This window comes from Saccharothrix variisporea, from assembly GCF_003634995.1.
GTDB classification, from domain to species: domain Bacteria; phylum Actinomycetota; class Actinomycetes; order Mycobacteriales; family Pseudonocardiaceae; genus Actinosynnema; species Actinosynnema variisporeum.
This window is the reverse complement of record NZ_RBXR01000001.1, coordinates 3,713,819-3,739,387: the sequence shown is the minus strand read 5'-3', so window position 1 is coordinate 3,739,387 and position 25,569 is coordinate 3,713,819. Positions and strand designations below refer to the sequence as shown.

Here is a 25,569-nt window from a genome sequence, read left to right as displayed (position 1 = left end):
GTGTCGATCGGGGTCCGGCGGGTTGGGACGGCCCGCGCTGGACCCCGACGACAGCCCCCCTTCGGCCGCGCCGGGCAGAGCGCTGGGGAGAGCCAGTCACCGCGGGCACGACCGTTCGTTGTCCTCGGGAGAGGAACGGGCCCACTTTCCCGTCCGGGCCCGCCCGCCGGTACCCGGGAACTCCGCACTCCGGCCACCCGGGGGGTCCCCTAAGCTCCGGGGTCGGCCTCCTGGGAGGCGGTGGGGGGACGATGACGACAGGACGGACGCGGACCGGTCTGCCCGCACCCGTGACCGAGCTGGTCGGGCGGGACGCGCTGGTCGCGACGACCGCCGGTCACCTGCTCGGCCCGGACCGGGTGGTGACGCTCGCGGGCCCCGGCGGCGTCGGCAAGACCGTGCTCGCGCTCGAGGTCGCCCGCCGGCACCGCGACGAGCGGTGCCGAGACGTGGCGGTGGCGCGGCTGGGTGACGCGACCCGGCCCGAGGAGCTGCACCGGGCGGTCGTGCACGCGGTGGGCATCACCGACCAGTCCAGCGCCGACCCCGTGGACGTGCTGCTGGACCACGTCCGGGACCGCGAACTGCTGCTCGTGCTGGACAACTGCGAGCACCTGGCCGACGCGGCGGGCGACCTGTGCGCGGTGCTGCTGGAGGAGGCGCCCGCCGTGCGCGTGCTGGCCACCAGCCGGCACCACCTGGGCATCGCGGGAGAGCGGACCGTCGTCGTGCCGCCGCTGTCCCTCGACGGCGGGGCCGACTCCGACGCGATGCGCCTCCTGCTGCGTCGCGCCGAGGCAGCCGGGCACCACGGCACGCCCGCCGCCGACCGGGCCGCGCTCGCCGAGCTGGTGGAGTGGTCCAGCGGCCTGCCCCTCGTCCTGGAGCTGATCGCCGTCCGGTTGGGCGGCGGCATGGCCCCGCGTGACGTCCTGGACCGCCTGGACGGCGGTCGCCTGCTCACCACCCGGACCCGCCGCGTCCGCAGCCACCACCGCACGCTGGAACAGACCCTCGACTGGTCCTACGCCCTGTGCTCACCCGAGCAGCAGCGCCTGCTGGCCCGCATCTCCGTGTTCGCCGGCGGGTTCTCGCTGCACGCCGTCGAGGAGGTCTGCTCGGGCGACGGCATCGCCCGGCACGACGTCGTGGACCTCCTGGCCGACCTGGTGGCGAAGTCCCTGGTCAACGCCGGTCACGACGGCCGCTACCACCAGCTGCAACCGATCCGCGAACACGGACGCCGCCGCCTGGCCGCCCTGGGTGAGCAGGACCGCGTCCGCGACGCCCACAGCCGGTACTTCCGCGCCCTCGCCGCCCGCTGCGCGGCCGACTGGTACTCGCCGGCCGAGGTCACCCTGCTCCGCGCGGCCCACGACGAGATGCCCAACTTCCGCGCCGCCCTCAACCACTGCGCCACCACCCCGGACCGCGCCGAACTGGGCCTGGGCCTGCTGACCGACCTGTCCCGCCTGCGCGTGCAGTTCTTCCACGCCCTGCTCGGCGAGTTCCGCACGTGGCTGTCCACCCTGCTGGACCTGGCCCCGGTCCGCCCGTCCCCGGAACGCGTCGGCGCGACCGCGATGCTCGGCTGGATCGCCCTCTGCCAGGGCTCCCAGCCCACCGCCCGGACCGCCCTCGCCCACTGCCGCGAGCTGGTCGGCCCCGCCGAGGTGGCTCCCGTGGTCTTCCTCGAAGGCGCCTGCGCCACCCTCGTCTCCGACGACCCGCGCGGCATCGACCTGCTGGACCGGGCCGTCCGGTTGGCCGACTCGCCGGGCGACCGGGGTCAGTTCAAGCTCATCCGGGCCCTCGCCGCGGGCTTCCACGGCGACGAGGCCACCGGCACCGCCGCCACCGAGGACTGCCTGACCGACGCCGAGACCGCCGGCGCGACCTGGGCGGCGAGCTGGGCGCGGTGGGCCTGCGGCCTGGTCCCGCTCCGGCACGGCGACCCGGCGCGGGCGGCGGCGTGGTTCCGCGAGAGCCTGGAGACCCAGGTGGAGCTGCGGGAGCAGTGGGGCAGCACGTGGTCCTGCGAGGCCATCGCCTGGGCCCTGGCGGCGTTGGCCGAGCAGGACCCGTCGGCGTCGGGCGTGCTGGAGTCGACGGCGGAACTGCTGGGCGCGGCCGTGAGCCTCCAACGGGCGACCGGCGTGGCCATCGGCGGCCTGGTCCCCTTCGGCCGGCAACGCGAAAAGGCCAGGAAGACGGTGTCCGACATGCTGGGCGAGGACCGTTTCCAGGCGGCCTACGAACGCGGCACGACCCTCACCGACCGCGACGCCGTCCACGACCTGGCCCTGCGCCCGCTGTCCCGACGCGCGGCCCTGGCGGACCTGACCACCCGGCAGCGGGAGATCGCCCTGCTGGTCGCGGCCGGTCACCCGAACCACGCGATCGCCACCACGTTGCACCTGTCGGTCTCCACCGTGGAGAACCACCTGACCGCGATCTTCACCAGGGCCGGCGTGACCAACCGCGTGGAACTGGCCGCGTGGATCGGCCGCAACACCTGATCAGGCCCGCAGGACGCCGTCCACGAGCCGGGGCACGGCGGTGCTCACGTTCACCTGCGAGGCCAGCTCCACGTCCCCCGCGTGACCGGCCGCGACCAGCTCCCGCCCGGACACGCACCCGGCCATGACGTCCTCCACCGAGGCCCGCGCGAACATCTCCGCCGCCACGCACGCCTCGACCGACGCCCCGCCGTACCCCAGCAGCGACGCCATCACCGCGCCCGCACCCAGCAGGTCCTCGACCGCCGGCCGCAACGGGCCGCGGTGGGCGGTCTTGGGGCTGTTGATGTCCACGCCCCACCGCTCGCCCGCCGGCACGACACCGATCGGCCCGCCCTGCGCCAGCTCTCGGGCCGCCAGCGCCACGGCCCGCGCGTTGCGCAGGCACCCCGCCAGCACGACCGACCCGGTGGCCCCGGCCAGGTCGCACAGCGTGGCGCCGTTCGGGGACGGCAGTTCCAGCAGCGTGCCGGCCGGGATCTCCACCAGCGACGACGGGCGCAGCGACCACGTCGGGTCGGCGGGTCGGGCCGCGCGTTCCCGGTCGGTCCAGCGCACGGGCCGCACGGCGGCACCCCGACCGACGACGATGTCGGCGGCGGTGCTGAAGGACAGCACGTCGACGATCACGAGCACGGCGCACAGCCCACCCAGCGCCGTGACGCCCTCGTCGCCCCACTCCAGCCTGAGCTGGGAACCCTCTTGTCCGAACACCTGCCCAAGGATGGCAGACTCCCCGGACGTGCGCGTTTACCTGGGATCCGACCATGCGGGCTTCGAGCTGAAGGCCCACCTCGCGAAGCACCTTGCCGCCGCCGGCCACGACGTGGTGGACGTCGGTCCGGCCGAGTACGACGCCGAGGACGACTACCCGCCGTTCTGCATCGAGGCGGCGAGCCGCGTGGTGGCCGACGCGGGCAGCCTGGGCGTCGTGATCGGCGGCTCCGGCAACGGCGAGCAGATCGCGGCCAACAAGGTGCCCGGCGCCCGCGCCGCGCTGGCCTACAGCGTGGAGACCGCGAAGCTGGCCCGCGAGCACAACGACGCCCAGCTCATCGGCCTGGGCGCGCGGATGCACACCACCGAGGAGGCGGTCGAGATCGTCGAGGCGTTCCTGGCCACCCCGTTCTCCGGGCAGGAGCGCCACGCGCGCCGGATCGCCATCCTGAGCGACTACGAGCGCACCCACGAAGCCCCGCCGCTGCCCTGATCACCCGATGATCCGCGACCTGCTCTTCACCGACCTCGACGGCGCCCGGTTACCGGACCCCGAGACGGTCATCCACGCGGCGGCCGACGAGCCCCGGTACCTGGAACGGGTGCCGGGGCTGCGGTCCGTCCTGGTCGACGACGCCGCCTCCCGCTACCACCGCTACCTGGCCCTGCTGGCGCTCACGGCGTGGGGCCACGCCCCGGTGTACCCGGTGGTGGCGGCGACGGTCGAGCAGGGCCGCGGGTCGCCGTGGCACGGGATGCTCACCGACGCCGCCGGCCGCGACCTCACCTTCCCCGCCCTGGCCGAGGCGGTCGCCGACGGCGCGCGGTTCGTGCCCGACATCGCCGAACCCGACCGCCGGCGCGTCCTGCGGGCGATGGTCGACAAGGCCGACCAGCTGTACTTCGGCTGGCAGCTCGCCCGCGCGGCCGACGACGAGTCCTTCGCCCCGGACCTCGCGGCCGTGGTCGAGCGCGGCCTGACCCGGCCCGCCGACGCGTGGACCGTCCCGGCCGTCCCCAAGCCGGTCTGCACCGTCGTCCCACCGCCTTCCGCCGTCCCGCCCGCGCTGAGGCCCATGCGCACGTTCCCGACGCCGAAGGCCCCGCGGTTCGGCTCCGCCGGCTTCCACCTGGCCCTCCAGCTGGCGGACCTGTGCGCCGTCCTGGCCAAGCACGACCGCGCGCGAGCGGTGCCACTCGCACGCGAACTCCTGCGCCGCGACTCCAGCACCGTCGTGCGCACCCACCTGTGCTCGGTGGTGCCGTTCGATGCCTGAAGGCCACACCCTCCACCGCCTCGCCCGCCTGCACCAGCGCCGCTACGCCGGTCGGGCGGTCGAGGTGACCAGTCCGCAGGGCCGGTTCAGCGCGTCCACTGTGGACGGTCAGGTGCTGCGGAAAGCCGAAGCGCACGGCAAGCACCTGTTCCACGTCTACGGCCCGGACGCGACGGTCCACGTCCACCTGGGCTTGTACGGGACGTTCACCGAGTTCGAGCACCCCGTGGTCGACCCGGTCGGCCAGGTCCGGATGCGCCTGGTCGGCGAAACCCACTGGACCGACCTGCGCGGCCCGACCCGCTGCGAGGTGCTGACCGACGCCGAGGTCAGGGCGTTGCGCACCCGCCTCGGCCCGGACCCGCTGCGCCGCGACGCCGACCCGGACCGCGCGTTCGCCAAGATCTCGAAGTCCCGCCAGTCCATCGGCGTGCTCCTGATGGACCAGGCCGTGCTGGCCGGTGTCGGCAACGTCTACCGAGCGGAAGTCCTGTTCCGCCACGGCATCCACCCACTCACCGCGGGCCACCGCATCGACCACGCGCTGTGGGGCGAGCTGTGGTCGGACCTGGTGGTGCTCATGCGCGCCGGCGTGAAGATCGGCCGCATCGACACCGTCCGCCCAGAGCACCTACCGGAGGCCACCGGCCGCGCGCCGCGCCAAGACCGTCACGGCGGCGAGGTCTACGTCTACCGCCGCGCCGGTCTCCCGTGCCTGGTCTGCGGCACGCCGGTGGCGATGGCGGACCTGGCGGGCCGCAACCTGTTCTGGTGCCCGGGGTGCCAACCGTCCTAACCCCTGCCGCCAACACCCTCGCGCGCAGCCTTCGGCGAAGCCGGCGAGTCGGCAGTCCACCCGCTTTGCCGGGTGGCAGTCCACCGGTGAGGACACAACCCAACTTGGGCTTCTTGCTTTTGTCATCTCCGTATGGCCTGCCCGAAGGGCTACCACATTTTCCAGGGGTTGCAGCCGAAAGTTTTGCGAGGAACGAGCAAAAGTTTTAGCGGCAACCCCTGGAAAATGTGGTAGGCTCCGCCAGGCCATACGGAGATGGCAGAAGCAAGAAGCCCCCGCCGTTGCAGTTGAGTCATCTTTGGTGGCCTGCCCGCCGGCGAGGCGCTTTTCGCTTTTAAGAGCTTTGAACTGAACGCTTCGCTCTCAAGCCGAACGCGCTTCGCGCTGGTACGCGCGAAGCGCTCGAAAGATCAAAAGATCAAAAGCGGCGCTCGCCGCGCGGCAGGCCGCCAGCGGGGGGTGAAGGGCGTCGGTTCCCCCGCCGTATGGCCTGGCGGAGCCAACCACATTTTGGGCCGGGTGCCGCTAAAACTTTTGCTCGTTCCTCGCAAAACTTTCGGCTGCACCCGACCCAAAATGTGGTAGCCCTTCGGGCAGGCCATACGGCGGGGGAACCGAGGCCCTCCACCTGTGGTTGGGACCACCACACACGAAAGCCGCGCTTCGCGCGTCGAAGAGCGGAAAGTCGCGCTAATCGCGGAAAGGGGAGTGTCGGGTGCGGCTCGGCAGGGGGTTCCCGGGTGAGGGCGCCTTGCTGGACACTGCTGGGCCTGCGCGAGCTAACGCAACCCCGCCCCGGAACGATCACCGGTGCAGGAGAGGGGGCACGTGGTGACCGAACCCGTGTTCGGCGGCGACGAGGTCCGCACGGAGCAGGAGATCGCCCGGTGGGTGGCCGGCGTCGCGGCCAAGGCGGAGAAGTACCAGCAGGTGAGCAACCAGGTGGCCGAGGTCGTCGTGCACGAGGTGTCGCGCGATGGGCTCGTGCGGCTGTCCGTGGGCGCGTCCGGGGCGTTGCAGCACCTGGAGATCTCCGACAAGGCGCGTGAGGTGTCCGGTGCGACGCTCGCCGCCTCGATCATGGCGACCATCCGCCGTGCCCAGTCCCGCATCGCGGGCGCGGTGTCCGAGATCGTCACGTCCGTGGGCGTGGACGAGCCGGGAACCGCCGAGGCGCTCGTCTCGTCGTACCGGCAGCGTTTCCCCGAGCCGGCGCCCGACACCCCGCCCTGGGCGGAGCAGGTGCGGCCGTCGGCGCCTCCGCCGCCCGTGCGGCGGCCCGTCCAGGACGACGAGGACTGGGATGGTCCCGCCGTCACCGAGTAGGGGGTGTGCGTGAGCGGCTACCAGGTCGTCGCCGACGAGTTACGTGGCCACGCCGACCGGTTGCGCGGCGTGGAGGACCAGCTGAACCAGGCGGTGGACGCCGCCCGCCAGGTCAGCCTGTCCGGTTCGGCCTACGGCAAGACGTGCTCGATGCTGCCGCCGATGATGGTGTTCATCGCCAACGCCGGCGTGGCGTCGCTGACCGAGGTGGCCGGGTCGGTCGCCGAGACCATCGCCGGCGTCCGGCGCACCGCCGCGGACTACGACGCCGTCGAGCAGAGCAACGCGCGCCCGTTCGCGGGCGGCGCCTGATGAACAACCCGCTGGTCGCGCCGCGCGAGGACTCCACCAAGTCCTACACCGGCATCGGCATCGTCGAGTCGGCCGTGGACCTCTACAACGGCGTCCAGAACGGCTCGTGGATCGAGGGCGGGCTGGGGCTGGCCGGCACCGGCCTGGAAGCCCTGTCGTTCGTCCTGGACCCGTTCGGTTCGCTCATCGCCTCCGCGGTGTCGTGGCTGATCGAGCACATCGGGCCGTTGCGCGACGCCCTGAACTGGCTGGCCGGCGACAGCGACCAGATCGCGGCCTACGCCAAGACGTGGCAGAACGTGTCCCAGGCGGTGAACCGGGCGGGCGGCGACCTGACCGCCGAGACCACCCGCGGCACGGCCGGGTGGACCGGTCCCGCCGCGGACGCCTACCGCACGTCGGTGACCAACCAGTCCCAGCACATCACCGCCGCCGCCAACTGCGCCGCGATCATCAGCTCGGTCGTGGAGGTCAGCGGCGTCCTGGTCGGCACCGTGCGCGGCCTGGTCCGGGACCTGATCGCCGAGTGCGTGGCCACGCTGGTCGCCCGCATCCCGCAGTGGCTGGCCGAGGAGGCCGTGACCCTGGGCTTCGCCACGCCGCACGTGGTGGCGGCGGCCACCTCGATCATCGCCAAGTGGGTCGCGAAGATCGGCGACAAGATCACCCTGCTGCTGCGGTCGATCGCCAAGCTGCGCCCGCTGCTGTCGCGCCTGGACGAGCTGTGGGACCTGATCAAGCGGGGCCTGAAGGCGTTGCGCAAGGCCCCGGACGCGCCCGGCGGGCCGCACGCCCCGGACCCGGTGAAGAAGCCCGGCAACACCGACGTGAAGCCGAAGGGCACCACCGACGCACCCACGGGCGGCAACACCAACACCTCCGGCGCACCGGTGTCCCAGCCCCCGCAGACGGGCGGCACCACGCACACCTCGGGCGTCGACAACCCGCACGTGGACACCCCGCCGAAGCCCGGCGAGACCCCCACCTCGGGTGGCACCACCCCGCCCACCGACGGTTCCGGCGGCGGCTCGGGCAAGCCGCCCGGCGACAACAACCCGCCCCCGACCCCGACCCCCGGCGGCGACCCGCATCCGGCGCTGCCGCGCCGGCCCACCGACCCGTCCCAGCCCCACCCGGAGCTGACCCCGGCCGAGAAGGCCGCGCTGGACAAGCACCTGAAGGAGTTGGAGGCGAAGAACGCGGAGCGCTTCAACGACGTCGCCCGCGACCCGGACCACAACGGCAAGATCCGCCCCTCTTCCAAGGACGAGGCCCGGGTGATGTTCGACCTGGAAGAACGCGGCTACGGCCCGTTCGAGCGGCCCAAGGACGCCAACGGCAAACTGATCCCCGGCCAGGGCGACTTCGTGGACGCCAACGGCCAGAAGTGGGACATGAAGGGCGCCCACTCCGACTGGCCGCCCGAGACCGCGGAGAAGGTTCGCAACAGCGGCCCCTACCAGAACGGCTACACCGAGAAGTGGTTCCGCGACGTCGTCGAAGGCCAGTTCAGGAAGCAGCGTAACGTCATCATGGACACGCGCAACGCCGACGCCGCCGCCATCGAGAGCATGAAGTCCGTCGTCGCGAAGGAGGGCTGGGGTGACCGAATCATCTGGTACCCGTGACCCCTGGCAGCCGCCGAGGTGGCCCGCGTCCGCCGAGGCGGTGGAGGCGTTCCGGGAGTGGCTGGCCGACCCGTCGCAGCCCCTCTACGCCCTGGACCTCGACCTGCGCGGCGCCGACCTGTCCGGCGGACCGTTCGTGGAGTCCTGGTTCAGCCGCGCCAACCTGGCCGACACCGTGCTGCGCGGGATCGAGCTGTGGGCGGCGCACTGCGAAGGCGCCCGGTTCATCCGCGCCGACCTGACGGAAGCCGATCTGGTGCGCGCTCAGGTCCAGGGCGCGAGCTTCGTCCGCGCCAAGCTGGCCGGGGCGAACCTGACCAAGGCGGACGCCACGGACGCCAGGTTCACCGAGGCGGACTTGAGCGGTGCGAACCTGACCGACGCGACCTTCCGCAGGTGCGACTTCAGCCGGGCCGACCTGTCGGGCTCGGTGGTGGCGCTCACGTCGTTCTGGGACGCGGTCCTGGTGGACGCCACGGTCGTCGGGATGCGCGGGACCGTCCTGGGTCCGGCGGAGGTCCTGCCGGGCGTGAAGCTCGACGGGACGGAACTGGAGCAGTGGTTCGGCGCACGCGGTGCCGCTGTGTCGGTGCTGCGGACCGAGTCCGTTTAAGGCGCGTTGCGCGGGCTCTTGAGGCACGCGCAACGCGTTTCGGGCTAGATGTCGAAGCCGCCGAAGTCCATGCCGCCGCCCATGTCCCCGCCGAAGTCACCGCCACCGAAGTCCCCGGCGCCGTAGTCGCCACCGGTGTCACCGCCGAAGTCGCCACCGCCGTCGTCGGCCGCCATGCCGTCCGCGTAGCCGTCCGAGTAGGCGTCGGCCATCGCGACACCGGCCATCCCGGTGAACATGGCGTCGAACAGCAGGAACGTGCCCACGCCCCACACGCCCGCCACCAGCGCCGGCTTCCACCACGGCTCGCTGTACCAGCCCTGGGGAACCGGACGCCCGGCCACCATGCCGCCGGGGTAGTAGTGCGGCGTGCCCGCGCCGGGGTGCGGGGAGGCGGCGTAGTTGTGGCCCTGCACGGTGACCTCGCGGTCCTCCGAGACCTTGCCGGCGCGGCCCTGGCCGTTGAGGTCGGGCAGCTCGGGGCCGGGGTCCATGCCCATCGCCGTGCGGGCCGCGCGGACGTAGTACAGGCCCTCCATCGCGGTCTGGGTGACAAGCTTGCACTGCTCCAGCGTGCGGGCCTGCTCCATCTGCGAGCCGGCGGCCGTGAAGCGTTCCGAGGCGTCGGCGAGGGCCTGCGTGGAGGCGACGTCGGTGCCGGTCAGGCTCATCACCTGACCGCCCAGGCGTTCCACCCAGCGGCGGGCCTCGGCCTGCGCGTCCTCCAGGGCCCGTTGGCGGGCCGCGGCACGGGTCTTCGCGAGGTACCACCCGCCGCCCACGACCAGGACGATCAGCACGAGCACCACGATGGTGGCGTTCACCAGGGGCCTCCCGGGACAGCGACGGGCGTTGTGTCCCTTTCAACGGTTTCCGGGCGGCTCCGGGTTCCCGGAGGGCTCAGAACACCTCCGGGCAGTGGGGCTCGCGGTCGCCCAGGAACGCGTGTGACAAGGCGTTCAGCGCGCCCGGTGTGAGTTCACGCACCCGCTGTGCGCGGGCGAGCGTGGCCAGGCGCGTGCCACCCATGAACGCCGCGCCCAGCGCCTGCACGTCCAGCTCGACGTCCGGGTCGTCGTCCACCCGGCGGACCGAGGCCTCGCCGTCCTTCACGGTCAGCCGCCACCGGCCCGCGTTCCACGGGCAGAACGCGTCCCGCACGTCCAGCACGGCGTCCACGTCGGACAGGTAGCGCCGCAGCGGCAACGCCCGGTCGACGTCCACCACCCGCACCCACAGCGAGTCCGCCCGCGACCGCAGCGCGAGCCGTTGGTCGGCCAGCAGGTGCAGGACAGGGTCGTCGGAGGCGGTGAAGAACTTCAGCTCGCCGACCATGTCCAGGTCGAGCAGGTACCGGTAGAGCGCGGCGTAGGCCTCGTCGGTCTCGGCGGCGATCTCGCGGACGTGCAGCTCGTTGCGCGGGCCCTGGTCCACCCAGTTGCCCTTGACCCGGTAGACGGCGTAGCCGTGCGGGTGCAGGACGTACCGGTAGGCGGTGAGGCCGTCGCGGTCGTGCTCCTCGTCGGCGAGGTGGTGGTCCCACATCGCGTCGACGCGGCTCAGCCACCCCGTGCGGGACGGCCGGACCCGGTCGTAGATCGCCTTGACCAGCGGCATCGCCTCGGCGGCCGGTGCCTCGCGGAGCCGCGTGCCGCCGGTCGTCACGCCGGGGCGGAACGCCGCCTTCGCGGGCACCGACATGCGGTTGAACTCCGCGGCGAGGCCGTAGCCGAAGCGGTCGTAGATGCCCGCTTCCGACGCCCACAGCGCGGCGATCGCCTCGCGACCCTCGTCGTGCAGGGTTTTCAGCTGGGCGGTCATCAGGCTGGTGAGCAGGCCACGCCGGCGGTGTCCCGGCTTCACCGCCACTCCCGTGACCGCCGCGACCGGCTGCGGCCCGCCGCCGGGCACCGTGATGTCCCGGGTCTGGATGCCCGCGCCGGCGAGCAGCTCGCCGTCCTCGAAGACGCCGTGGTGCCGGTCGGGCTCGAAGACGTCCCGCCACCGCTCCAGGCGGTCCTCGGCGCTGTCGGAGAGGAAGGCCTGGTTGAAGACGTGCTGGTAGGTGGCCAGCTCGTCGTACCGGAGCGTGCGGAGAGTGAGCGCCATGACCGTTCTTCATACGCCGCGCGGCCGGTTCGCGCGAACGGGTTTTCGGCGATCAGGGGTCGCGTCGGGCGGCCGGGCTCGGACATGCTGCACGGGTGGACCCACACGCGCTGGGCGGCGCCCTCCGGACCGAGGCAGCCGCACTCGCGGTGGCCGCGGACCTGGTGCCGCCGGACCGACCAGTCCCCGGATGTCCCGGGATGACCGTGGCCGACCTGGTCCGGCACGTCGGTTCGGTGCACCGGCTGGTGGTGCGGTGGGTGACGCGGGGCAGCAGACCGCGGGAGTGGCCGCGGGACCCGGCCGGTGCCGACCCCGTCGACTGGTACCGGATCGGGGCGGCGTCGCTGATCGCCGTGCTGGACCCGACGCGTGCCGCCGAACCGGCGGCCACGTGGTGCCCGTGGGACCGCACGGTCGGCTTCTGGTTGCGCCGCATGGCACACGAGACGGCCGTGCACCGCGTGGACGCCCAGGCCGCCGCCGGTCTGGCCGCACCCTTGGACCACGCCCTGGCCGTGGACGGCATCGAGGAGGTCCTGCGGTTGTGGCTGGGCTGCCACTTACCCCCGGCGGCCCACTGCGACGGCCGTGCGATCACCCTCCGCGTGCCGGGGAGGGAGTGGACGGTGGCGCTGCACGAGGAGGTCGTGGACTTCTGCGCCTCGGCCGACCCGGCGGCGGTGGTGTCCGGTTCGGCGTCGGCGGTGGACTTGTGGCTGTGGGGCCGGGTTCCCGAGTCGGAACTGTCGGTGGAGGGCGACCTTTCGGTGGTACACGCACTCCGCACCTCTGTAGCCGCCGCCACCGGATAGCGCTCTCTGTAGCCTCCGCGATCGGATAGTGCTCGTGTGTCAGCCCGGCGGCCAGTGCAACTCACGCCCACCCAGCACATGGCAGTGCACGTGGAACACCGTCTGCCCGGTGTCCGGCCCGGTGTTGAACACCAGCCGATAGCCGCTCTCGTCAACCCCTTCGGCCTTCGCCACCTGGTGCGCCGCCGCCAGCACCTCGCCCGCCGTCGTCGGGTCCATGTCGCCCACGGCCGGAAAGTGCTCCTTGGGGATCACCAGCACATGCGTCGGCGTCTGGGGATTGATGTCGTGGAACGCCAACACCGTGTCGGTCTCAAGCACAACTCGTGCTGTGGCGTCACCGTTGATGATCCGGCAGAACACGCAATCCGCGGTCACCAGGGCATCGTAGGGCGCACACTGTGCCGATGACCCGCGCGAAGCTGCGACTCGTGCTGAGATGCCTGGTGACCTTCGGCATCGGCTTCCTCATGGTGCTGCTGGCCATCCGCTTCGGCGAGGCCCTCTGGCGCGCGGTCACCTCTTAGCCTGACGACACTAGCTGATGACGAGGCAGAACTCGTTGCCCTCGGGATCCACCAACACCTGAAAACTCCCCTGCTCGTCGGTGACCACCCCACCCACCACCCGAGCCCCCAGCCCCACCGCCTTCTCCGTCGCAACGGCGATGTCGTCCACCCCCACATCCAGGTGCAGCCGATTCTTGGCGACCTTCCCTTCGGGCACGGGCTGGAACGAGATCCGCGGCCACCCAGGCGGCTCGACATGCGCCCACCCACGCTCCCGCTCGACCACGGCACCACCCAACAACCCGGCCCAGAACCGCACCAGCCGAGCAGGTTCCCGGCAGTCGACCACGATCTGATCAAGCCTCATAGCTCACATCATGGTCGACGCAGGCGGCCCCACAGGCGTCTTCACCAACTGGGCGTCCTTACCCGCCACGAACCACCCGATGCTGCCCAGCAGCGGAAACGCGAAGATCACCAGGATCCAGAGGAACTTCCCGCCCCCGGTCAACCGCGGATGCCGCAACACGGAAACGAGGGCAGCCACCCACAACACCACCAACGCCACCGCAAGCCCGGCCAGGAACAACAACACCCCAACGCCAAGGGCATCATCAGCGGTCTCTTGCACCACCACCATCACCATGCCCACCCACGCTACGACCCCGTGAACATTCCGCCCGCCACGCCACCCACCCGAGTGAAGGCCATGCCCTGCGACCACCCGCCCCCAGAGCACGTCACCGTGCGCTCCGAAACCGGCACGTGGATCACCTTCAGCAACCCGGTAGACCCCCACGGCGACGGTTCACGCGAAATCTGCGTAGACCTCGGCTACGACTCCAACGTCGAAACCCTCCACTGCACCGCCCACGGCGTAACAGTGGGCGTGATGGAACCAGACCCCCTGAGCCGCTTCCTCCAGACCTTGGTCGACGACTTCGCGGGCTGGCCAGGCCCCAGAACCTGGCAGACCTACGACGACAACCTCGTCGTAACCGCCACCCACACCGGCCACCACGTAACCCTGACGTGGACCCTGCGCACCTGGCACCACCGCCCCACCCCGTGGGAGGCCACCGTCACCATCGACGTGGAGGCAGGCGAACAACTACGCACCTTCACCCAAGACCTCCACCACCTGCTCACCCACCCCGCCGTGCCCTGAGCGCGTGCGAAGCCCCCGAAAACGCAGAAGACCGTCCACGAGGGACGGTCTGCACGGGCCTCTACCAGCGGTGACGAGAGAGAGCGGGTGACGGGAATCGAACCCGCATGACCAGCTTGGAAGGCTGGGGCTCTACCATTGAGCTACACCCGCATCGCGTCCACGGGGGTGGGCGCGGGGTCAGCTTAGCCTGTCGCGATAGGGTGGTGGGGACCGGGGCGTGGCGCAGTTTGGTAGCGCACCCGCTTTGGGAGCGGGGGGTCGCAGGTTCAAATCCTGTCGCCCCGACGGTTGCCCTGGCCGACCGAACGTGGTTGGTCAGGGCTTTTCGCTGTTCCAGTGCCGTTCTTGAGCACACCCGCGCCTGGGCGCTCAAGAACGGCCGTTCCCCAGTGGTCGTGCTTGTCAGGCGGGCTGGGCCACCTGTTCACTCACCACCTGCGCCGCCGCGGACACCAGAGCGGTCACCGACGGGTTGGTGGAGTTGTCCTGCCGCCACGCGAACTGCGTGTACACCCGGAACGGGGGTACCCACGGCAGGCGGCACAGCCGCCCGTCCGCCAGTTCGGCCGCGACGGTCACCTCGGGCATCAACGAGATCCCCAGTCCCGAGGCCACCGCGCGCTTCGCGGCGTCGATCGAATCCAGAGCCAGCACCGGCGAGCGGGACTCGGCGTCCTGCAACCCCAGCGCCTGCTCGAACTGCTCGTAGTAGCTCGCGCCGTTCTCCGCCCGGATGAGCGTGCTGCCGCGCAGCTCGTCCTCGGTGATCACCGAGCGCCGGGTCAGGGCGTGGGTCGGGCCCGCGACCATCACCAGCGGTTCCGGGCACAGCACGGTCGTCTCCAAGCCCTCGCGGGCCTCGACCGGGCCGATGAAGAACGCGCAGTCCAGCCTCCCCTCGCGAACCGACGCCAGGTTGGTGGCGGTGTTGCGCGAGTGCAGGGAGATCTGGACGCTCGGGTACCTCCAACACATGTACTCGATCAGAGGTAACAGTCGGTAGTCGGTCAGACTCTGTGCGCTGCCGATGACCAGCTTGCCGTGCGGCTCGCCGTTCATCGTGATCGCTTTTCGCGCCTTGTCGGTCAAGGTGATGATGTTGCGCGCGAAAGGCAGCAGCTCGACTCCCGCGGAGGTCATCTGTATGCCTCGCGGCAGCCTGCGGAACAGCGGCACCCCAAGGGTCTCTTCGAGTGCCTTGATCCGCGTGGTGATGGTGGGTTGCGAGCAATTCAGCGTGGCGGCTGCCTTGGTGAAACTGCCCGTTTGAACCACAGTTGTGAACGCCAAAAGCTGACGCGTCTCCATGGAGCTCCCCAACGGTGCGTGAAAGTGATCCGCGGCCGGACGGAGGGACGACCCGGCCGAGGGTTCGGTGCATGGCGGCAGTCGACCCACTACTCGTTGATCAACATCGCCGCTCTCCCGTGAGGGGCGGTACCCGATGGACTCGTGTGGTTGCCAGAACCTGTCGGAAGCCGACACGATGGTGTGCACAGCCGACGCCCGGGTCAGGTCCGGGGGCACTGCTCGGCAGCGGCGGAATGGCTCTCATCGGGTCATCGGCACCTTGTCTGGTAGGTGGTTAAGAAGCTCGATGACATTGTCTCGCTCGTTCCTCGGTCCCGGTTGCCGGTGGCGTCCGCTGCTGGCCCCCCAGAACGTCCGGCAACGTGAATTATTTCGTGGTCCAGCGATGCGGGTCCGGGCGTCACGCTACCTGAAACCCACACTAATGGACTACGGCGAGTGGAGTCATCTCGACAAGTGAAACTTTTCTGTCGAGCGCTACTCCGAACGGCCTCAATTCACCCCTTGTGACGAACCACCTCCCCGCGCTCGTCGCCGACCGTTAGTCGTCGTTACGACATCCGTGTTACACCATGGTCTCGCGACTTCGCTGGGTGATGGGGTGTTTCGCTGAGTCAACGTCCGGCAGTGCCACTCCAATGGCCTAGTGCCGGGGACGGGTGTTGGTCCGTTCGTGCGTATGGGTGCGGCCGGAACGCGGCACGGGCAACCCCGCTCCTTGCGGTCCGGCTCACACGGACGTGTCCGCACCGGTGCGGATTGCGTGCGCCGGGCAAGATCGAAACCGGTCCTCGGGTGCATACCCGCCGTGCGGTCCGGGTGAATGCATTCCGGGTGTCCGGAAATGGAAAGAACGGTAACGACCCGCAAATGGTATTGAGCCGAACGCCAGAACGCGCTGCGCCGTCCGTGGGGCCAGGTCGGGAAATGGCGCGGACGTGTCTGTGCGCGGCGGCGCGGGCGGGGCCGGGGAGCGTCGGGCCGGTGGCGCAGTGTGAGCACGCACGCACAACGAACGGACAGTGGTACGCGGGTGCGGCGGGCAGGTGTGCGGAGACCGGGGTGATCGGCGGCGTGCGCGGCGTGCGGGGGCAAGGTGACGACATCCGGGGTCGGCCACCCGGGTCGCGGCGCACCGCATAGACTCGGGTCTCCACTCCGGCCCCCGCGCGGGCGTCGCCGGGGTGTTCCGCACGTCCTGCCCGTTACGAGGAGACCACGTTGAAGAGCACCGTCGAGCACCTGAGCCCGACGCGGGTCCGGATCAACGTCGAGGTGCCGTTCGACGAGCTCAAGTCGGACTTCGACCGCGCCTACCGCAAGCTGGCCAAGCAGGTCCGCATCCCCGGCTTCCGCCCCGGCAAGGCTCCCGCCCGCGTGCTGGAGAGCCGCATCGGCCGCGCGCCCGTCCTGGACGAGGTCGTGCAGGAGGCCATCCCCGCGAAGTACCTGGAGGCCGTCAGCTCCGGCGAGCTGCGCACGCTGGGCCGCCCCGACTTCGAGGTGACGAAGATCGAGGACGGCGAGTCGCTCGCGTTCACCGCCGAGGTCGACGTCCGCCCCGAGATCACCGTGCCCGCGTTCGGCGAGCTGTCGGTGACCGTGGACGAGCAGGAGGTCACCGACGAGGACGTGGCGACCCAGCTCGACGAGCTGCGCGCCCGCTTCGGCACCCTCGTCGGCGTCCAGCGCCCGGCCCAGACCGGCGACTTCGTGTCCGTCGACCTGGCCGCCACCGTGGACGGCGAGGAGGTCGAGGAGGCCAAGACCACCGGCCTGTCCTACGAGATCGGCTCCGGCCAGCTCGTGGAGGGCATCGACGACGCCCTGGTCGGCGCGTCCGAGGGCGAGTCCAAGACCTTCACGACCACCCTGGTGGCCGGTGAGCACGCCGGCCGCGAGGCCGAGGTCACCGTGGTGCTCAACTCCGTCAAGGAGCGCCAGCTGCCCGAGCTGGACGACGAGTTCGCCCAGCTGGCCAGCGAGTTCGACACCCTGGACGAGCTGAAGGAGGACCTGAAGGTCCGCCTGGGCCGGGTGAAGAAGATGCAGCAGGGCGTCCAGGCCCGCGACAAGGTCCTGGAGGCGCTGCTGGCGGCCGTCGAGGTCCCGCTGCCCGAGGCCGTCGTCCAGGGCGAGGTCGAGGCCCGCGAGCACGACGCCGTGCACGCGTTCGACCACGACGAGGCGCGCTTCGCCGAGTGGCTGTCCGAGCAGGGGCAGACCAAGGAGGAGTTCGACGCCGAGGTGCGCACCGCCGCCGAGCAGGCGGTCAAGACGCAGCTGGTGCTCGACGCCATCGCCGACGCCGAGGAGCTGGGCGTGTCCGACGCCGAGCTCACCGAGCGCATCATCTACCAGTCCCAGCGCTTCGGCATCAGCCCGGACGAGTACGTCAAGCGCGCCCAGCAGTCGGGCCAGCTCGGCGCCATCTTCGCCGACGTGCGCCGCGGCAAGGCGCTGGCCTCGGTCGTGCGCCAGGCCACGGTGACCGACACCTCGGGCAACGCCCTGGACCTGGACGAGCTTTTCGGCGACCCGAAGGCCGCCGCGCCGGCGGTGGAGTCCACTGAGGAATCCGCGGTTGCGCCGAACGCCTGATCGGGCGGACGAAAATCACCCTGGAGTGAAGCCCTGAGCGAACGCGGGCGGTGTCGGGAAGGCGACGCCGCCCGCCTTCGTTAAGGTCGTTGTCACGAGACTCTTTTCGGCAAAAAGTTAGGCAGGCAGACGTGACGCAGCACTTCTTCCCGACGCCCGAGATGCGGTCGGCCACGGGGATGAACCTCAACGACTCGGTCTACGAGCGCCTGCTCCGCGAGCGGATCATCGTGCTGGGGTCGCAGGTCGAAGAGGGCATCGCCAACCAGATCACGGCACAGCTGCTCCTCCTCGCGGCCGAGGACCCCGAGAAGGACATCACGCTCTACATCAACTCGCCCGGCGGCTCGGTGACCGCGGGCATGGCGATCTTCGACACCATGCAGCTCATCGAGCCCGACGTGGCGACGGTCGCGATGGGTCTCGCGGCGTCGATGGGCCAGTTCCTGCTGTCGGCGGGCACCCCCGGCAAGCGCCACGCGCTCCCGCACGCCCGCATCCTCATGCACCAGCCGTCGGCGGGCGTCGGCGGCACCGCGGCCGACATCGCCATCCAGGCGGACATGCTCACCCGCACCAAGCGGGAGATGGCCGAACTGATCGCCGAGCACACCGGTCAGCCGGTGGAGCGGATCATCGCGGACTCCGACCGCGACCGCTGGTTCACCGCCCAGGAGGCCCTGGAGTACGGCTTCGTGGACAAGGTGATCACCCGCGCCAGCCAGGCGAACACCAACTGACCCGGCGAGCACACCGACCAGGAGTAACCAAGTGAGCCAGTTCCACGCGCCGCAGTCCCGGTACGTGCTCCCGTCGTTCGTCGAGCGCACCAGCTACGGCATCAAGGAGTCCAACCCCTACAACAAGCTGTTCGAGGAGCGCATCATCTTCCTCGGCGTGCAGGTGGACGACGCGTCGGCCAACGACGTGATGGCCCAGCTGCTGGTGCTGGAGTCCGAGGACCCGGACCGCGACATCCTGATGTACATCAACTCGCCGGGTGGCTCGTTCACCTCGCTGATGGCCATCTACGACACCATGCAGTTCGTCCGCCCGGACATCCAGACCTACTGCCTGGGCCAGGCCGCCTCGGCCGCCGCCGTGCTGCTCGCGGCGGGCACGCCGGGCAAGCGCCACGCGCTGCCGAACTCGCGGATCCTGATCCACCAGCCGGCCACCGAGGGCGTGTACGGCCAGGTGTCGGACCTGGAGATCCAGTCCAACGAGATCCAGCGCGTCCGCCGCCTGCTGGAGACCACGCTGGCCAAGCACACCAGCCGGACGCCCGAACAGGTGCGCACGGACATCGAACGCGACAAGATCCTCACCGCCGAAGAGGCGAAGGACTACGGCATCGTGGACAGCGTCCTGCCGTACCGGAAGCTCTCCGCCAAGTGAGTCCCGGCGTGTCGCCCGACACGCCGAACCGACCGGGGATCCTGGGTGGTTCGGGGTGTCGGGGGCACGCTGGTCCTCCCGCACAGGCGGGTGGGCCAGGTACCGTCGAGGGGAAGAGGTTGACCCCGCAGCCGGCGGGCGTAAGCCGAACAGCAGTCAGGCGCACTTCACCAGGTCGTGCGCCGGAGGGGACAGAGGTCAGCGGTCATGGCGCGTATCGGTGACGGCGGCGACCTGCTGAAGTGCTCTTTCTGCGGGAAGAGCCAGAAGCAGGTGAAAAAACTCATCGCCGGCCCCGGTGTCTACATCTGCGATGAGTGCATCGACCTCTGCAACGAGATCATCGAGGAAGAGCTGGCCGAAGCCGGCGACGTGAAGCTCGACGAGCTGCCGAAGCCCGCCGAGATCCACGAGTTCCTCGACCAGTACGTGATTGGCCAGGACGAGGCCAAGCGGACGCTCTCGGTGGCGGTCTACAACCACTACAAGCGCATCCAGGCGGGTGACCGCGGGCGTGAGGGCCGCGACGACGGCGTGGAACTGGCCAAGTCGAACATCCTCATGCTCGGTCCCACGGGGTGCGGCAAGACCTACCTGGCCCAGACGCTGGCCAAGATGCTCAACGTGCCCTTCGCCATCGCGGACGCCACGGCGCTGACCGAGGCGGGCTACGTGGGCGAGGACGTCGAGAACATCCTGCTCAAGCTCATCCAGGCGGCGGACTACGACGTCAAGCGGGCCGAGACCGGGATCATCTACATCGACGAGGTCGACAAGATCGCCCGAAAGAGTGAAAACCCGTCGATCACCCGGGACGTCTCCGGCGAGGGCGTGCAGCAGGCCCTGCTGAAGATCCTGGAGGGCACCACGGCCTCCGTCCCGCCGCAGGGCGGCCGGAAGCACCCCCACCAGGAGTTCATCCAGATCGACACCACGAACGTCCTGTTCATCGTGGCGGGCGCGTTCGCGGGCCTGGAGAAGATCATCCAGGACCGGATCGGCAAGCGCGGCCTGGGCTTCGGCGCCGAGGTGCGCACGAAGGCCGAGGTCGACGCGGCGGACTACTTCGCCGAGTCGATGCCCGAGGACCTGATCAAGTTCGGCCTGATCCCCGAGTTCATCGGGCGTCTGCCGATGGTGGCCAGCGTCACCAACCTGGACAAGGCCTCGCTGGTCCGCATCCTCACCGAGCCGAAGAACGCGCTGGTCAAGCAGTACCAGAAGCTGTTCGAGATGGACGGCGTGGAGCTGGAGTTCACGCGGACCGCGATGGAGGCCGTGGCCGACCAGGCGATCCTGCGCGGCACCGGCGCGCGCGGCCTGCGGGCGATCATGGAGGAAGTCCTGCTGCCGGTGATGTACGACATCCCGAGCCGCTCGGACGTCGCCAAGGTCGTCATCACCGAGCAGACGGTGAAGGAGAACGTGAACCCGACGATCGTGGCTCGGCAGCCGTCCCGCCGGGAGCGCCGCGAGAAGTCGGCGTGAGCCTCCCGTACACGCTCATCCTGCACGGCCTGGGCGGTTCCGGGCCGACGCACTGGCAGAACTGGCTGGCGGGCGAACTGGCCCACCACGGTGGCCAGGTGGACGTGCCCCAGTTCACCCTCCCGGATGAGCCGCGCCTGGACGTGTGGCTCGCGGAGCTGCGCGAACACCTCGCGGCGGCCCCCCGGGAGGGTGAACGGGTCGTCCTCGCGCACTCGCTGGCGTGCCTGCTGTGGCTGCACCACGCCGCCGGCGACCTCGACCCCGCCTTGCGCGTGGATCGAGTCCTGCTGGTGGCCCCGGTGCACGTGGGGTTCACCGACGAGCCCGCCATCACCGAGTTCCTGCACCCGCCGCTGGACCCGACCCTCGTGCGCCGGGCCGCCGCCTCCACCCGCCTGGTGCTGGGCGAGGGCGACCCGTACTGCACCCTGGCCCAGGGCAAGGAGCTGGCGGAGACCCTGCGCCTGGACCTCGACGTCATCGTCGGCGGCGCACACCTGAACGTGGCCGCCGGCTACGGCCCGTGGCCCGCGGTCCTGAAGTGGGTCCGCAGCGACCGGACCCCGCTCACGCCCCGCTAGACGCGCTTGCCCAGGAAGCGGACCACGTCAGGGACGACCTTGCGGTAGGTCGAGTCGTCGTGTCCGCCACCGGGCACGATGGTCGCCACGGCGGGCTTGGTAGCGGCGATGAACCGCCGAGTCCCCTCGATGAACCAGTCCTTGTCGCCCACCCACACACCGGTCGGCACCGGCCCGTGCGCGTTCAGGTTGCGCAGCGGGTCCAGGGACGCCCACTGGGCCTCGTCGGCGAACGCGTTGCGCTTCTTCATCTCGTCCCACGACGTCATCAGCGCTGGAGACAGGGTCGCAACCGCCTTGAGCGGCTCTCGACGCTCGTGCCGCCGCCTGGCGTACAGCAGCGCGCCGAAACCGCCCATCGACGTGCCCGTGGCCGCGAACACCGGGCCGAACCCGCGCTCGGACAGCCACTGGGGGATCTCCTCCAGCAGCATCGCCAGCGGGTCGTCGCCCGGCACGTTCTCGTGCCAGTAGTTGTCCCCGCCGTCCACCGCGACGAACCCGAACGGGGGCACCGCGCCGCGCGACACGGCCGCCACCAGCGCCTCCGGCAGCCCGCCCACGGCGGCGTACCCGGCGCTGCCGTACCGGCCGTGCAGCAGGATCGACATGGGCAGACCCCGGGTCTCCACACCCGGCGGGACCAGGGTGAGCAACTCCACCTCACGGCCCCGGTACTTCGACCACACGCGCTCAGCCTTCACGACGGCCCTCTTCGGCGCCGGCACCGGCCCGGCCACGCCCAGCGCGTGCCGCAACGACTCTCCCAGCGGTGCCCGGTCGTCGAGCGCGAGTCCCGCGACGGCGAGCCCCGCCACACCGACGGCGCCGAGCACCGTGCGTCTGGTGACCATGTCCCCCCTCCGGCGAATTCCCCCAGCTACCCATCGCCTCGACCGGGCCGGGCGTTTCGCCTACACCGCACCTTTGCTGCGGAAGTCCGCGATCTGTTCGTCCGAGTAGCCGAGCGTGCGCAGCACGTGGTCGGTGTGCTGCCCCAGCGCCGGCACGTCCCCGGGCGTGGCGGCCCACGCCGACGAGTCCACGGACGGCTTGAGCATCCCGACCTCACCGCCCGGCACGGCCACGCGAACCCCTCGCTCCCGGGCGACCAGCTGCGGGTGGTCGGGCAGTTCGGCGACGCTGCGCGTGCGGGCGGCGGGCACGTCGGCGTCGTCCAGCGCCTTGAGCAGGTCGGCGGCGGTCCACGTGGAGAAGTCCAGTTCGGCGTGCAGGGCGGGTCGGTGCTCGACGCGGGAGGTGACCGTGGTGAAGCGCGGGTCGTCGGCCAGCTCGGGCCGGCCCAGCACCGCGCACAGCCGCCGCCACTGCGGGTCGTTCTGCACGGCCAGGTGCACCGCGCCGTCGCGGCAGGCGAACGGGCCGTAAGGGGCGATGCTCGGGTGGTGCGCGCCCGTGCGCGGTGCCGCCCGGCCGGTGCCGACCGCGTAGAGCATCGGCTGGTGCATCCACTCGGCCATCGCCTCGAACAGCGACAGCCGCAGCGTGGCCCCCTCGCCGGTGCGGGCGCGGTGCAGCAGAGCCGCGAGCACGGCCGCCTGGAGTTGCACGCCGGCGGCGATGTCGGCCACCGAGATGCCGGCGCGGGCCGTGACGTCGCCCTCACCGGTCAGCTCCACCAGCCCCGCCTCGGACTGCACCAGTGCGTCATAGGCCTTGCGCTCGGCGTACGGGCCGGCGTCGCCGTAGCCGGACAGCTCACCCACGACCAGCGTCGGGTGCTGCGCGCGAAGCGTGTCGGCGTCCACACCAATCCGACGTGCCGCGCCCGGCGAAAGGTTGCACAGCACGACATCGGCGCTGCTCACGAGCTTGCTCAACACCTCGCGCCCGTCGGGGTGCTTGAGGTCGAGCGTCAGCGACTCCTTGCCCGCGTTGGTCCAGGCGAAGTAGGAGGACACGTCCCCGCAGGCCTGGTCGTAGTGCCGGGCGAAGTCACCGCCGTCGGGCCGCTCCACCTTGACCACCCGGGCACCCAGGTCGGCCAGCAACCTGGTCGCGTAGGGCACGGCAACGGCTTGTTCGAGGCTGACGACCAGCACTCCGTCCAACGGTCTCAAGCGGTCACTCTCTCGTGGTGCGTGTAGACGTTCATGGAGTCGCCGCGCACGAAGCCCGCCAACGTCACGCCCTGCTCATCGGCCAGTTCGACCGCCAAGGAAGAAGGCGCGGAGACTGCCGCGAGCATCGGAACCCCGGCCATCGCCGCCTTCTGGACCAGCTCGAACGACGCCCGACCCGAGACCATCAACACGGTTCCCACCAGAGGCACCCGGTTGTTCAACACGGCCCAACCCAGCACCTTGTCCACGGCGTTGTGCCGCCCGACGTCCTCCCGCACCACCAGCGCCTCACCCGACGAGGTGAACAGCCCGGCCGCGTGCAACCCGCCGGTCGACGAGAACACCTTCTGCCGGGACCGCAACGCCTCCGGCAGGCCACCCAGCACCTCCACGTCCACCCGGACGTCGTCCTGGGCGGGGGAGAAGCGGGTCTTGAGCTTGACCGCGTCGAGCGCCGCCTTGCCGCACACCCCGCACGACGACGTCGTGTAAAAGTTGCGCTCGACACCCGTCTGGGGCGGCGGCACGTGGTCGGCCAGGGTCACGTCGAGCACGTTGTAGGTGTTGAGCCCGTCCGGTCCGGTGCCCTCGCAGAACCGGGCCACGGACACGTCCGCCAGGCCCCCGATCACGCCTTCGCTGAGCAGGAACCCGTGCGCGAGCTCCACGTCGTGGCCGGGTGTGCGCATGGTCACGGTCAACGCCGTGCCCCCGACGCGCAGCTCCAACGGCTCCTCGGCGGCCAGTGCGTCCACCCGCGTCCGGTGCGTTCGTCGCGAATACGTGACCACTGGGCGACGGACCGTGACTCGCCCCATCGTGGAACTCCTTCCCGACGCTAAGTTTCGGCGTGAGCCACCAACCAGGTTACGGAGGTGTCGGCCAATGGGTTCCCGGGTGGGTTTCCTCGACCGCTCTCGGACCGTCGCCCCACCCGACTGGAACCGCTGGCTGGTGCCGCCGGCGGCGTTGTCGGTGCACTTGGCGATCGGGCAGGCGTACGCGTGGAGCGTCTTCAAGCCACCTCTGGAAGGCGCTCTGCACCTGTCCGGCACCCAGAGCGCCCTGCCGTTCCAGCTCGGCATCGTCATGCTCGGCCTGTCGGCGGCGTTCGGTGGCACGCTGGTCGAGCGCAACGGCCCGCGGTGGGCGATGTTCGTGTCCGCCACCTGCTTCTCGTCCGGCTTCCTGATCTCCGCGCTGGGCGCGTGGACCCAGCAGTACTGGCTGGTGGTGCTGGGTTACGGGTTCGTCGGCGGCATCGGCCTGGGCATCGGGTACATCTCGCCGGTGTCGACGCTGATCAAGTGGTTCCCGGACCGGCCGGGCATGGCGACCGGCATCGCGATCATGGGTTTCGGCGGCGGCGCGCTGATCGCCTCGCCGTGGTCCGCGCAGATGCTGGAGTCGTTCGGGAAGGACCACACCGGGATCGCGCAGACGTTCCTCACCCACGGTGTGGTGTACGCGGTGTTCATGTCGGTGGGCGTCCTGCTGATCCGTGTCCCGCCGACCGTGGCCGAACAAGCGGTGACCCGGTCGGTGGTCAACGTCTCCGCCCGCAACGCCCTGCGCACACCGCAGTTCTGGTGCCTGTGGGTCGTGTTGTGCTTCAACGTGACCGCCGGCATCGGCATCCTGGAGAAGGCGTCGCCGATGATCCGCGACTTCTTCGCCGGGACGTCCACGCCGGTCGCCGCCGGTGCCGCCGCGGGGTTCGTCGCCCTGCTCTCGCTGGCCAACATGGCGGGCCGGATCACGTGGTCGTCCACATCGGACTTGGTGGGCCGCAAGAACATCTACCGGCTGTACCTCGGCGTCGGTGCCTTGACCTACCTCGTGCTCGCCTTGGCCGGCAACGGGTCCAAAGTGCTGTTCGTCGTCTGCGCGATGCTGATCCTGTCCTTCTACGGCGGCGGTTTCGCGACCATCCCCGCGTACCTCAAGGACCTGTTCGGCACCTACCAGGTGGGCGCGATCCACGGCCGGCTGCTCACCGCGTGGTCGTTGGCCGGCGTCCTGGGGCCGCTCATCGTCAACGCCATCGCGGACAGCCAGAAGGCCGCCGGCAAGGCCGGTCCGGACCTCTACACGACGTCCCTGTACATCATGATCGCCCTGCTGGCGGCCGGTTTCGTGGCCAACGAGCTGGTGCGCCCGGTGGCCGCCAAGCACCACGAGCCGGAACTGACGGAGGTGGCCCGGTGAGGCGTGGCCTGGTGGTGTTCGCGTGGCTGTGGGTGGGCATTCCGTTGGCCTACGGGGTGGTCGAGCTGATCCGCAAGGTGACGGCGCTGTTCACCGGCTAGGG

Annotated in this window: 27 protein-coding genes and 2 tRNA genes; 18 read left to right on the top strand and 11 right to left on the bottom strand. The window is 70.7% G+C overall.

What is annotated here, in order from left to right:
- Positions 1 to 251 precede the first annotated feature (251 nt).
- Positions 252 to 2,519: an ATP-binding protein gene (locus DFJ66_RS16625; protein WP_121222321.1), complete on the top strand. Its 2,268-nt coding sequence runs from the start codon at positions 252 to 254 to the stop codon at positions 2,517 to 2,519.
- Here DFJ66_RS16625 and DFJ66_RS16620 read toward each other — a convergent pair whose 3' ends face one another.
- A complete protein-coding gene (locus DFJ66_RS16620; RefSeq protein WP_170199447.1) occupies positions 2,520 to 3,233 on the bottom strand; it encodes a 2-phosphosulfolactate phosphatase in 714 nt (237 codons plus the stop codon). It lies immediately after the preceding gene.
- A 28-nt stretch (positions 3,234 to 3,261) separates the two neighbouring features.
- Between DFJ66_RS16620 and DFJ66_RS16615 the strand changes: the two genes are divergently transcribed.
- The 7 genes from DFJ66_RS16615 (at position 3,262) to DFJ66_RS16585 (ending at position 9,188) form a co-directional block, all read left to right on the top strand.
- Positions 3,262 to 3,729: a ribose-5-phosphate isomerase gene (locus DFJ66_RS16615; RefSeq protein WP_211351194.1), complete on the top strand. Its 468-nt coding sequence runs from the start codon at positions 3,262 to 3,264 to the stop codon at positions 3,727 to 3,729.
- 7 nt (positions 3,730 to 3,736) lie between these two features.
- Complete coding sequence (locus tag DFJ66_RS16610; protein ID WP_121222319.1) at positions 3,737 to 4,513, top strand: hypothetical protein; 777 nt, start codon at positions 3,737 to 3,739, stop codon at positions 4,511 to 4,513.
- Positions 4,506 to 5,309, top strand: a complete 804-nt coding sequence (locus DFJ66_RS16605) for an Fpg/Nei family DNA glycosylase (RefSeq protein ID WP_121222318.1) — start codon at positions 4,506 to 4,508, stop codon at positions 5,307 to 5,309. Before DFJ66_RS16610 ends, DFJ66_RS16605 begins: the two co-directional genes overlap by 8 nt.
- An 831-nt stretch (positions 5,310 to 6,140) precedes the next feature.
- Complete coding sequence (locus DFJ66_RS16600) at positions 6,141 to 6,635, top strand: YbaB/EbfC family nucleoid-associated protein (RefSeq protein ID WP_170199445.1); 495 nt, start codon at positions 6,141 to 6,143, stop codon at positions 6,633 to 6,635.
- A 9-nt stretch (positions 6,636 to 6,644) separates the two neighbouring features.
- The gene (locus DFJ66_RS16595) at positions 6,645 to 6,947 is read left to right on the top strand and encodes a type VII secretion target (RefSeq protein WP_170199443.1); all 303 of its coding nucleotides are present in this window, start codon (positions 6,645 to 6,647) and stop codon (positions 6,945 to 6,947) included.
- The gene (locus DFJ66_RS16590) at positions 6,947 to 8,575 is read left to right on the top strand and encodes a WXG100 family type VII secretion target (RefSeq protein ID WP_121222315.1); all 1,629 of its coding nucleotides are present in this window, start codon (positions 6,947 to 6,949) and stop codon (positions 8,573 to 8,575) included. The genes DFJ66_RS16595 and DFJ66_RS16590 overlap by 1 nt, the downstream gene beginning before the upstream one ends.
- The gene (locus DFJ66_RS16585) at positions 8,550 to 9,188 is read left to right on the top strand and encodes a pentapeptide repeat-containing protein (RefSeq protein WP_121222314.1); all 639 of its coding nucleotides are present in this window, start codon (positions 8,550 to 8,552) and stop codon (positions 9,186 to 9,188) included. Before DFJ66_RS16590 ends, DFJ66_RS16585 begins: the two co-directional genes overlap by 26 nt.
- A gap of 44 nt (positions 9,189 to 9,232) precedes the next feature.
- Here the strand turns inward: DFJ66_RS16585 and DFJ66_RS16580 are convergent, their stop codons facing one another.
- Together DFJ66_RS16580 and DFJ66_RS16575 are read right to left on the bottom strand one after the other, a co-directional pair.
- Entirely contained in the window at positions 9,233 to 10,012 is a 780-nt protein-coding gene (locus tag DFJ66_RS16580) for a hypothetical protein (RefSeq protein WP_121222313.1), read from the bottom strand.
- Positions 10,013 to 10,088: 76 nt separating this feature from the next.
- Entirely contained in the window at positions 10,089 to 11,297 is a 1,209-nt protein-coding gene (locus DFJ66_RS16575; RefSeq protein WP_121222312.1) for a GNAT family N-acetyltransferase, read from the bottom strand.
- Positions 11,298 to 11,392: 95 nt separating this feature from the next.
- Here DFJ66_RS16575 and DFJ66_RS16570 point away from each other — a divergent pair, with 95 nt between their 5' ends.
- Positions 11,393 to 12,112, top strand: a complete 720-nt coding sequence (locus DFJ66_RS16570) for a maleylpyruvate isomerase family mycothiol-dependent enzyme (protein WP_170199441.1) — start codon at positions 11,393 to 11,395, stop codon at positions 12,110 to 12,112.
- 39 nt (positions 12,113 to 12,151) lie between these two features.
- Here the strand turns inward: DFJ66_RS16570 and DFJ66_RS16565 are convergent, their stop codons facing one another.
- The 3 genes from DFJ66_RS16565 to DFJ66_RS16555 all read right to left on the bottom strand — a co-directional run bounded on the left by DFJ66_RS16565 (position 12,152) and on the right by DFJ66_RS16555 (position 13,267).
- On the bottom strand, positions 12,152 to 12,490 hold the full coding sequence (locus DFJ66_RS16565; RefSeq protein WP_121222310.1) for a histidine triad nucleotide-binding protein: 339 nt from the start codon (positions 12,488 to 12,490) through the stop codon (positions 12,152 to 12,154).
- Positions 12,491 to 12,649: 159 nt separating this feature from the next.
- Positions 12,650 to 12,988, bottom strand: a complete 339-nt coding sequence (locus DFJ66_RS16560; protein WP_121222309.1) for a VOC family protein — start codon at positions 12,986 to 12,988, stop codon at positions 12,650 to 12,652.
- A gap of 3 nt (positions 12,989 to 12,991) precedes the next feature.
- Positions 12,992 to 13,267, bottom strand: a complete 276-nt coding sequence (locus DFJ66_RS16555; RefSeq protein ID WP_121222308.1) for a PLDc N-terminal domain-containing protein — start codon at positions 13,265 to 13,267, stop codon at positions 12,992 to 12,994.
- Positions 13,268 to 13,288: 21 nt separating this feature from the next.
- Between DFJ66_RS16555 and DFJ66_RS16550 the strand changes: the two genes are divergently transcribed.
- Positions 13,289 to 13,789, top strand: coding sequence for a DUF6228 family protein (locus DFJ66_RS16550; protein WP_147459289.1), 501 nt, complete (start codon positions 13,289 to 13,291; stop codon positions 13,787 to 13,789).
- 82 nt (positions 13,790 to 13,871) lie between these two features.
- Here the strand turns inward: DFJ66_RS16550 and DFJ66_RS16545 are convergent.
- Positions 13,872 to 13,942 (bottom strand) — tRNA-Gly (locus DFJ66_RS16545).
- Positions 13,943 to 14,003: 61 nt separating this feature from the next.
- Here DFJ66_RS16545 and DFJ66_RS16540 point away from each other — a divergent pair.
- Positions 14,004 to 14,077 (top strand) — tRNA-Pro (locus tag DFJ66_RS16540).
- Between the two features lie 117 nt (positions 14,078 to 14,194).
- Here the strand turns inward: DFJ66_RS16540 and DFJ66_RS16535 are convergent.
- Positions 14,195 to 15,100 carry a LysR family transcriptional regulator gene (locus DFJ66_RS16535; RefSeq protein WP_121222306.1) on the bottom strand — a complete coding sequence of 302 codons (906 nt, stop codon included), beginning with the start codon at positions 15,098 to 15,100 and terminating at the stop codon, positions 14,195 to 14,197.
- 1,224 nt (positions 15,101 to 16,324) lie between these two features.
- Here DFJ66_RS16535 and tig point away from each other — a divergent pair.
- The 5 genes from tig to DFJ66_RS16510 all read left to right on the top strand — a co-directional run bounded on the left by tig (position 16,325) and on the right by DFJ66_RS16510 (position 21,174).
- Positions 16,325 to 17,704 (top strand): trigger factor, encoded by a 1,380-nt coding sequence (tig, locus tag DFJ66_RS16530; protein WP_121222305.1) that lies wholly within the window; start codon positions 16,325 to 16,327, stop codon positions 17,702 to 17,704.
- Between the two features lie 131 nt (positions 17,705 to 17,835).
- Positions 17,836 to 18,444 (top strand): ATP-dependent Clp protease proteolytic subunit, encoded by a 609-nt coding sequence (locus DFJ66_RS16525; RefSeq protein WP_211351193.1) that lies wholly within the window; start codon positions 17,836 to 17,838, stop codon positions 18,442 to 18,444.
- 31 nt (positions 18,445 to 18,475) lie between these two features.
- A complete protein-coding gene (locus DFJ66_RS16520) occupies positions 18,476 to 19,102 on the top strand; it encodes an ATP-dependent Clp protease proteolytic subunit (RefSeq protein WP_121222304.1) in 627 nt (208 codons plus the stop codon).
- A gap of 207 nt (positions 19,103 to 19,309) precedes the next feature.
- Positions 19,310 to 20,590 carry an ATP-dependent Clp protease ATP-binding subunit ClpX gene (gene clpX, locus DFJ66_RS16515; protein ID WP_121222303.1) on the top strand — a complete coding sequence of 427 codons (1,281 nt, stop codon included), beginning with the start codon at positions 19,310 to 19,312 and terminating at the stop codon, positions 20,588 to 20,590.
- Entirely contained in the window at positions 20,587 to 21,174 is a 588-nt protein-coding gene (locus tag DFJ66_RS16510) for an RBBP9/YdeN family alpha/beta hydrolase (RefSeq protein ID WP_121222302.1), read from the top strand. The genes clpX and DFJ66_RS16510 overlap by 4 nt, the downstream gene beginning before the upstream one ends.
- On the opposite strand, the gene DFJ66_RS16505 is transcribed toward DFJ66_RS16510, so the two are convergent.
- The 3 genes from DFJ66_RS16505 to fdhD are packed head-to-tail and all read right to left on the bottom strand — an operon-like array spanning position 21,171 to position 24,076.
- Entirely contained in the window at positions 21,171 to 22,028 is an 858-nt protein-coding gene (locus DFJ66_RS16505; RefSeq protein ID WP_121222301.1) for an alpha/beta hydrolase, read from the bottom strand. The genes DFJ66_RS16510 and DFJ66_RS16505 overlap by 4 nt on opposite strands.
- Before the next feature lie 60 nt (positions 22,029 to 22,088).
- Positions 22,089 to 23,255: a CaiB/BaiF CoA transferase family protein gene (locus tag DFJ66_RS16500; protein ID WP_121222300.1), complete on the bottom strand. Its 1,167-nt coding sequence runs from the start codon at positions 23,253 to 23,255 to the stop codon at positions 22,089 to 22,091.
- Entirely contained in the window at positions 23,252 to 24,076 is an 825-nt protein-coding gene (fdhD, locus tag DFJ66_RS16495) for a formate dehydrogenase accessory sulfurtransferase FdhD (protein WP_121222299.1), read from the bottom strand. The genes DFJ66_RS16500 and fdhD overlap by 4 nt, the downstream gene beginning before the upstream one ends.
- Positions 24,077 to 24,143: 67 nt before the next feature.
- On the opposite strand from fdhD, the gene DFJ66_RS16490 reads away from it, so the two are divergent.
- Positions 24,144 to 25,466, top strand: a complete 1,323-nt coding sequence (locus DFJ66_RS16490) for an OFA family MFS transporter (RefSeq protein ID WP_121222298.1) — start codon at positions 24,144 to 24,146, stop codon at positions 25,464 to 25,466.
- The gene (locus DFJ66_RS45460; RefSeq protein WP_425471058.1) at positions 25,463 to 25,567 is read left to right on the top strand and encodes an MFS transporter small subunit; all 105 of its coding nucleotides are present in this window, start codon (positions 25,463 to 25,465) and stop codon (positions 25,565 to 25,567) included. Before DFJ66_RS16490 ends, DFJ66_RS45460 begins: the two co-directional genes overlap by 4 nt.
- Positions 25,568 to 25,569 lie beyond the last annotated feature (2 nt).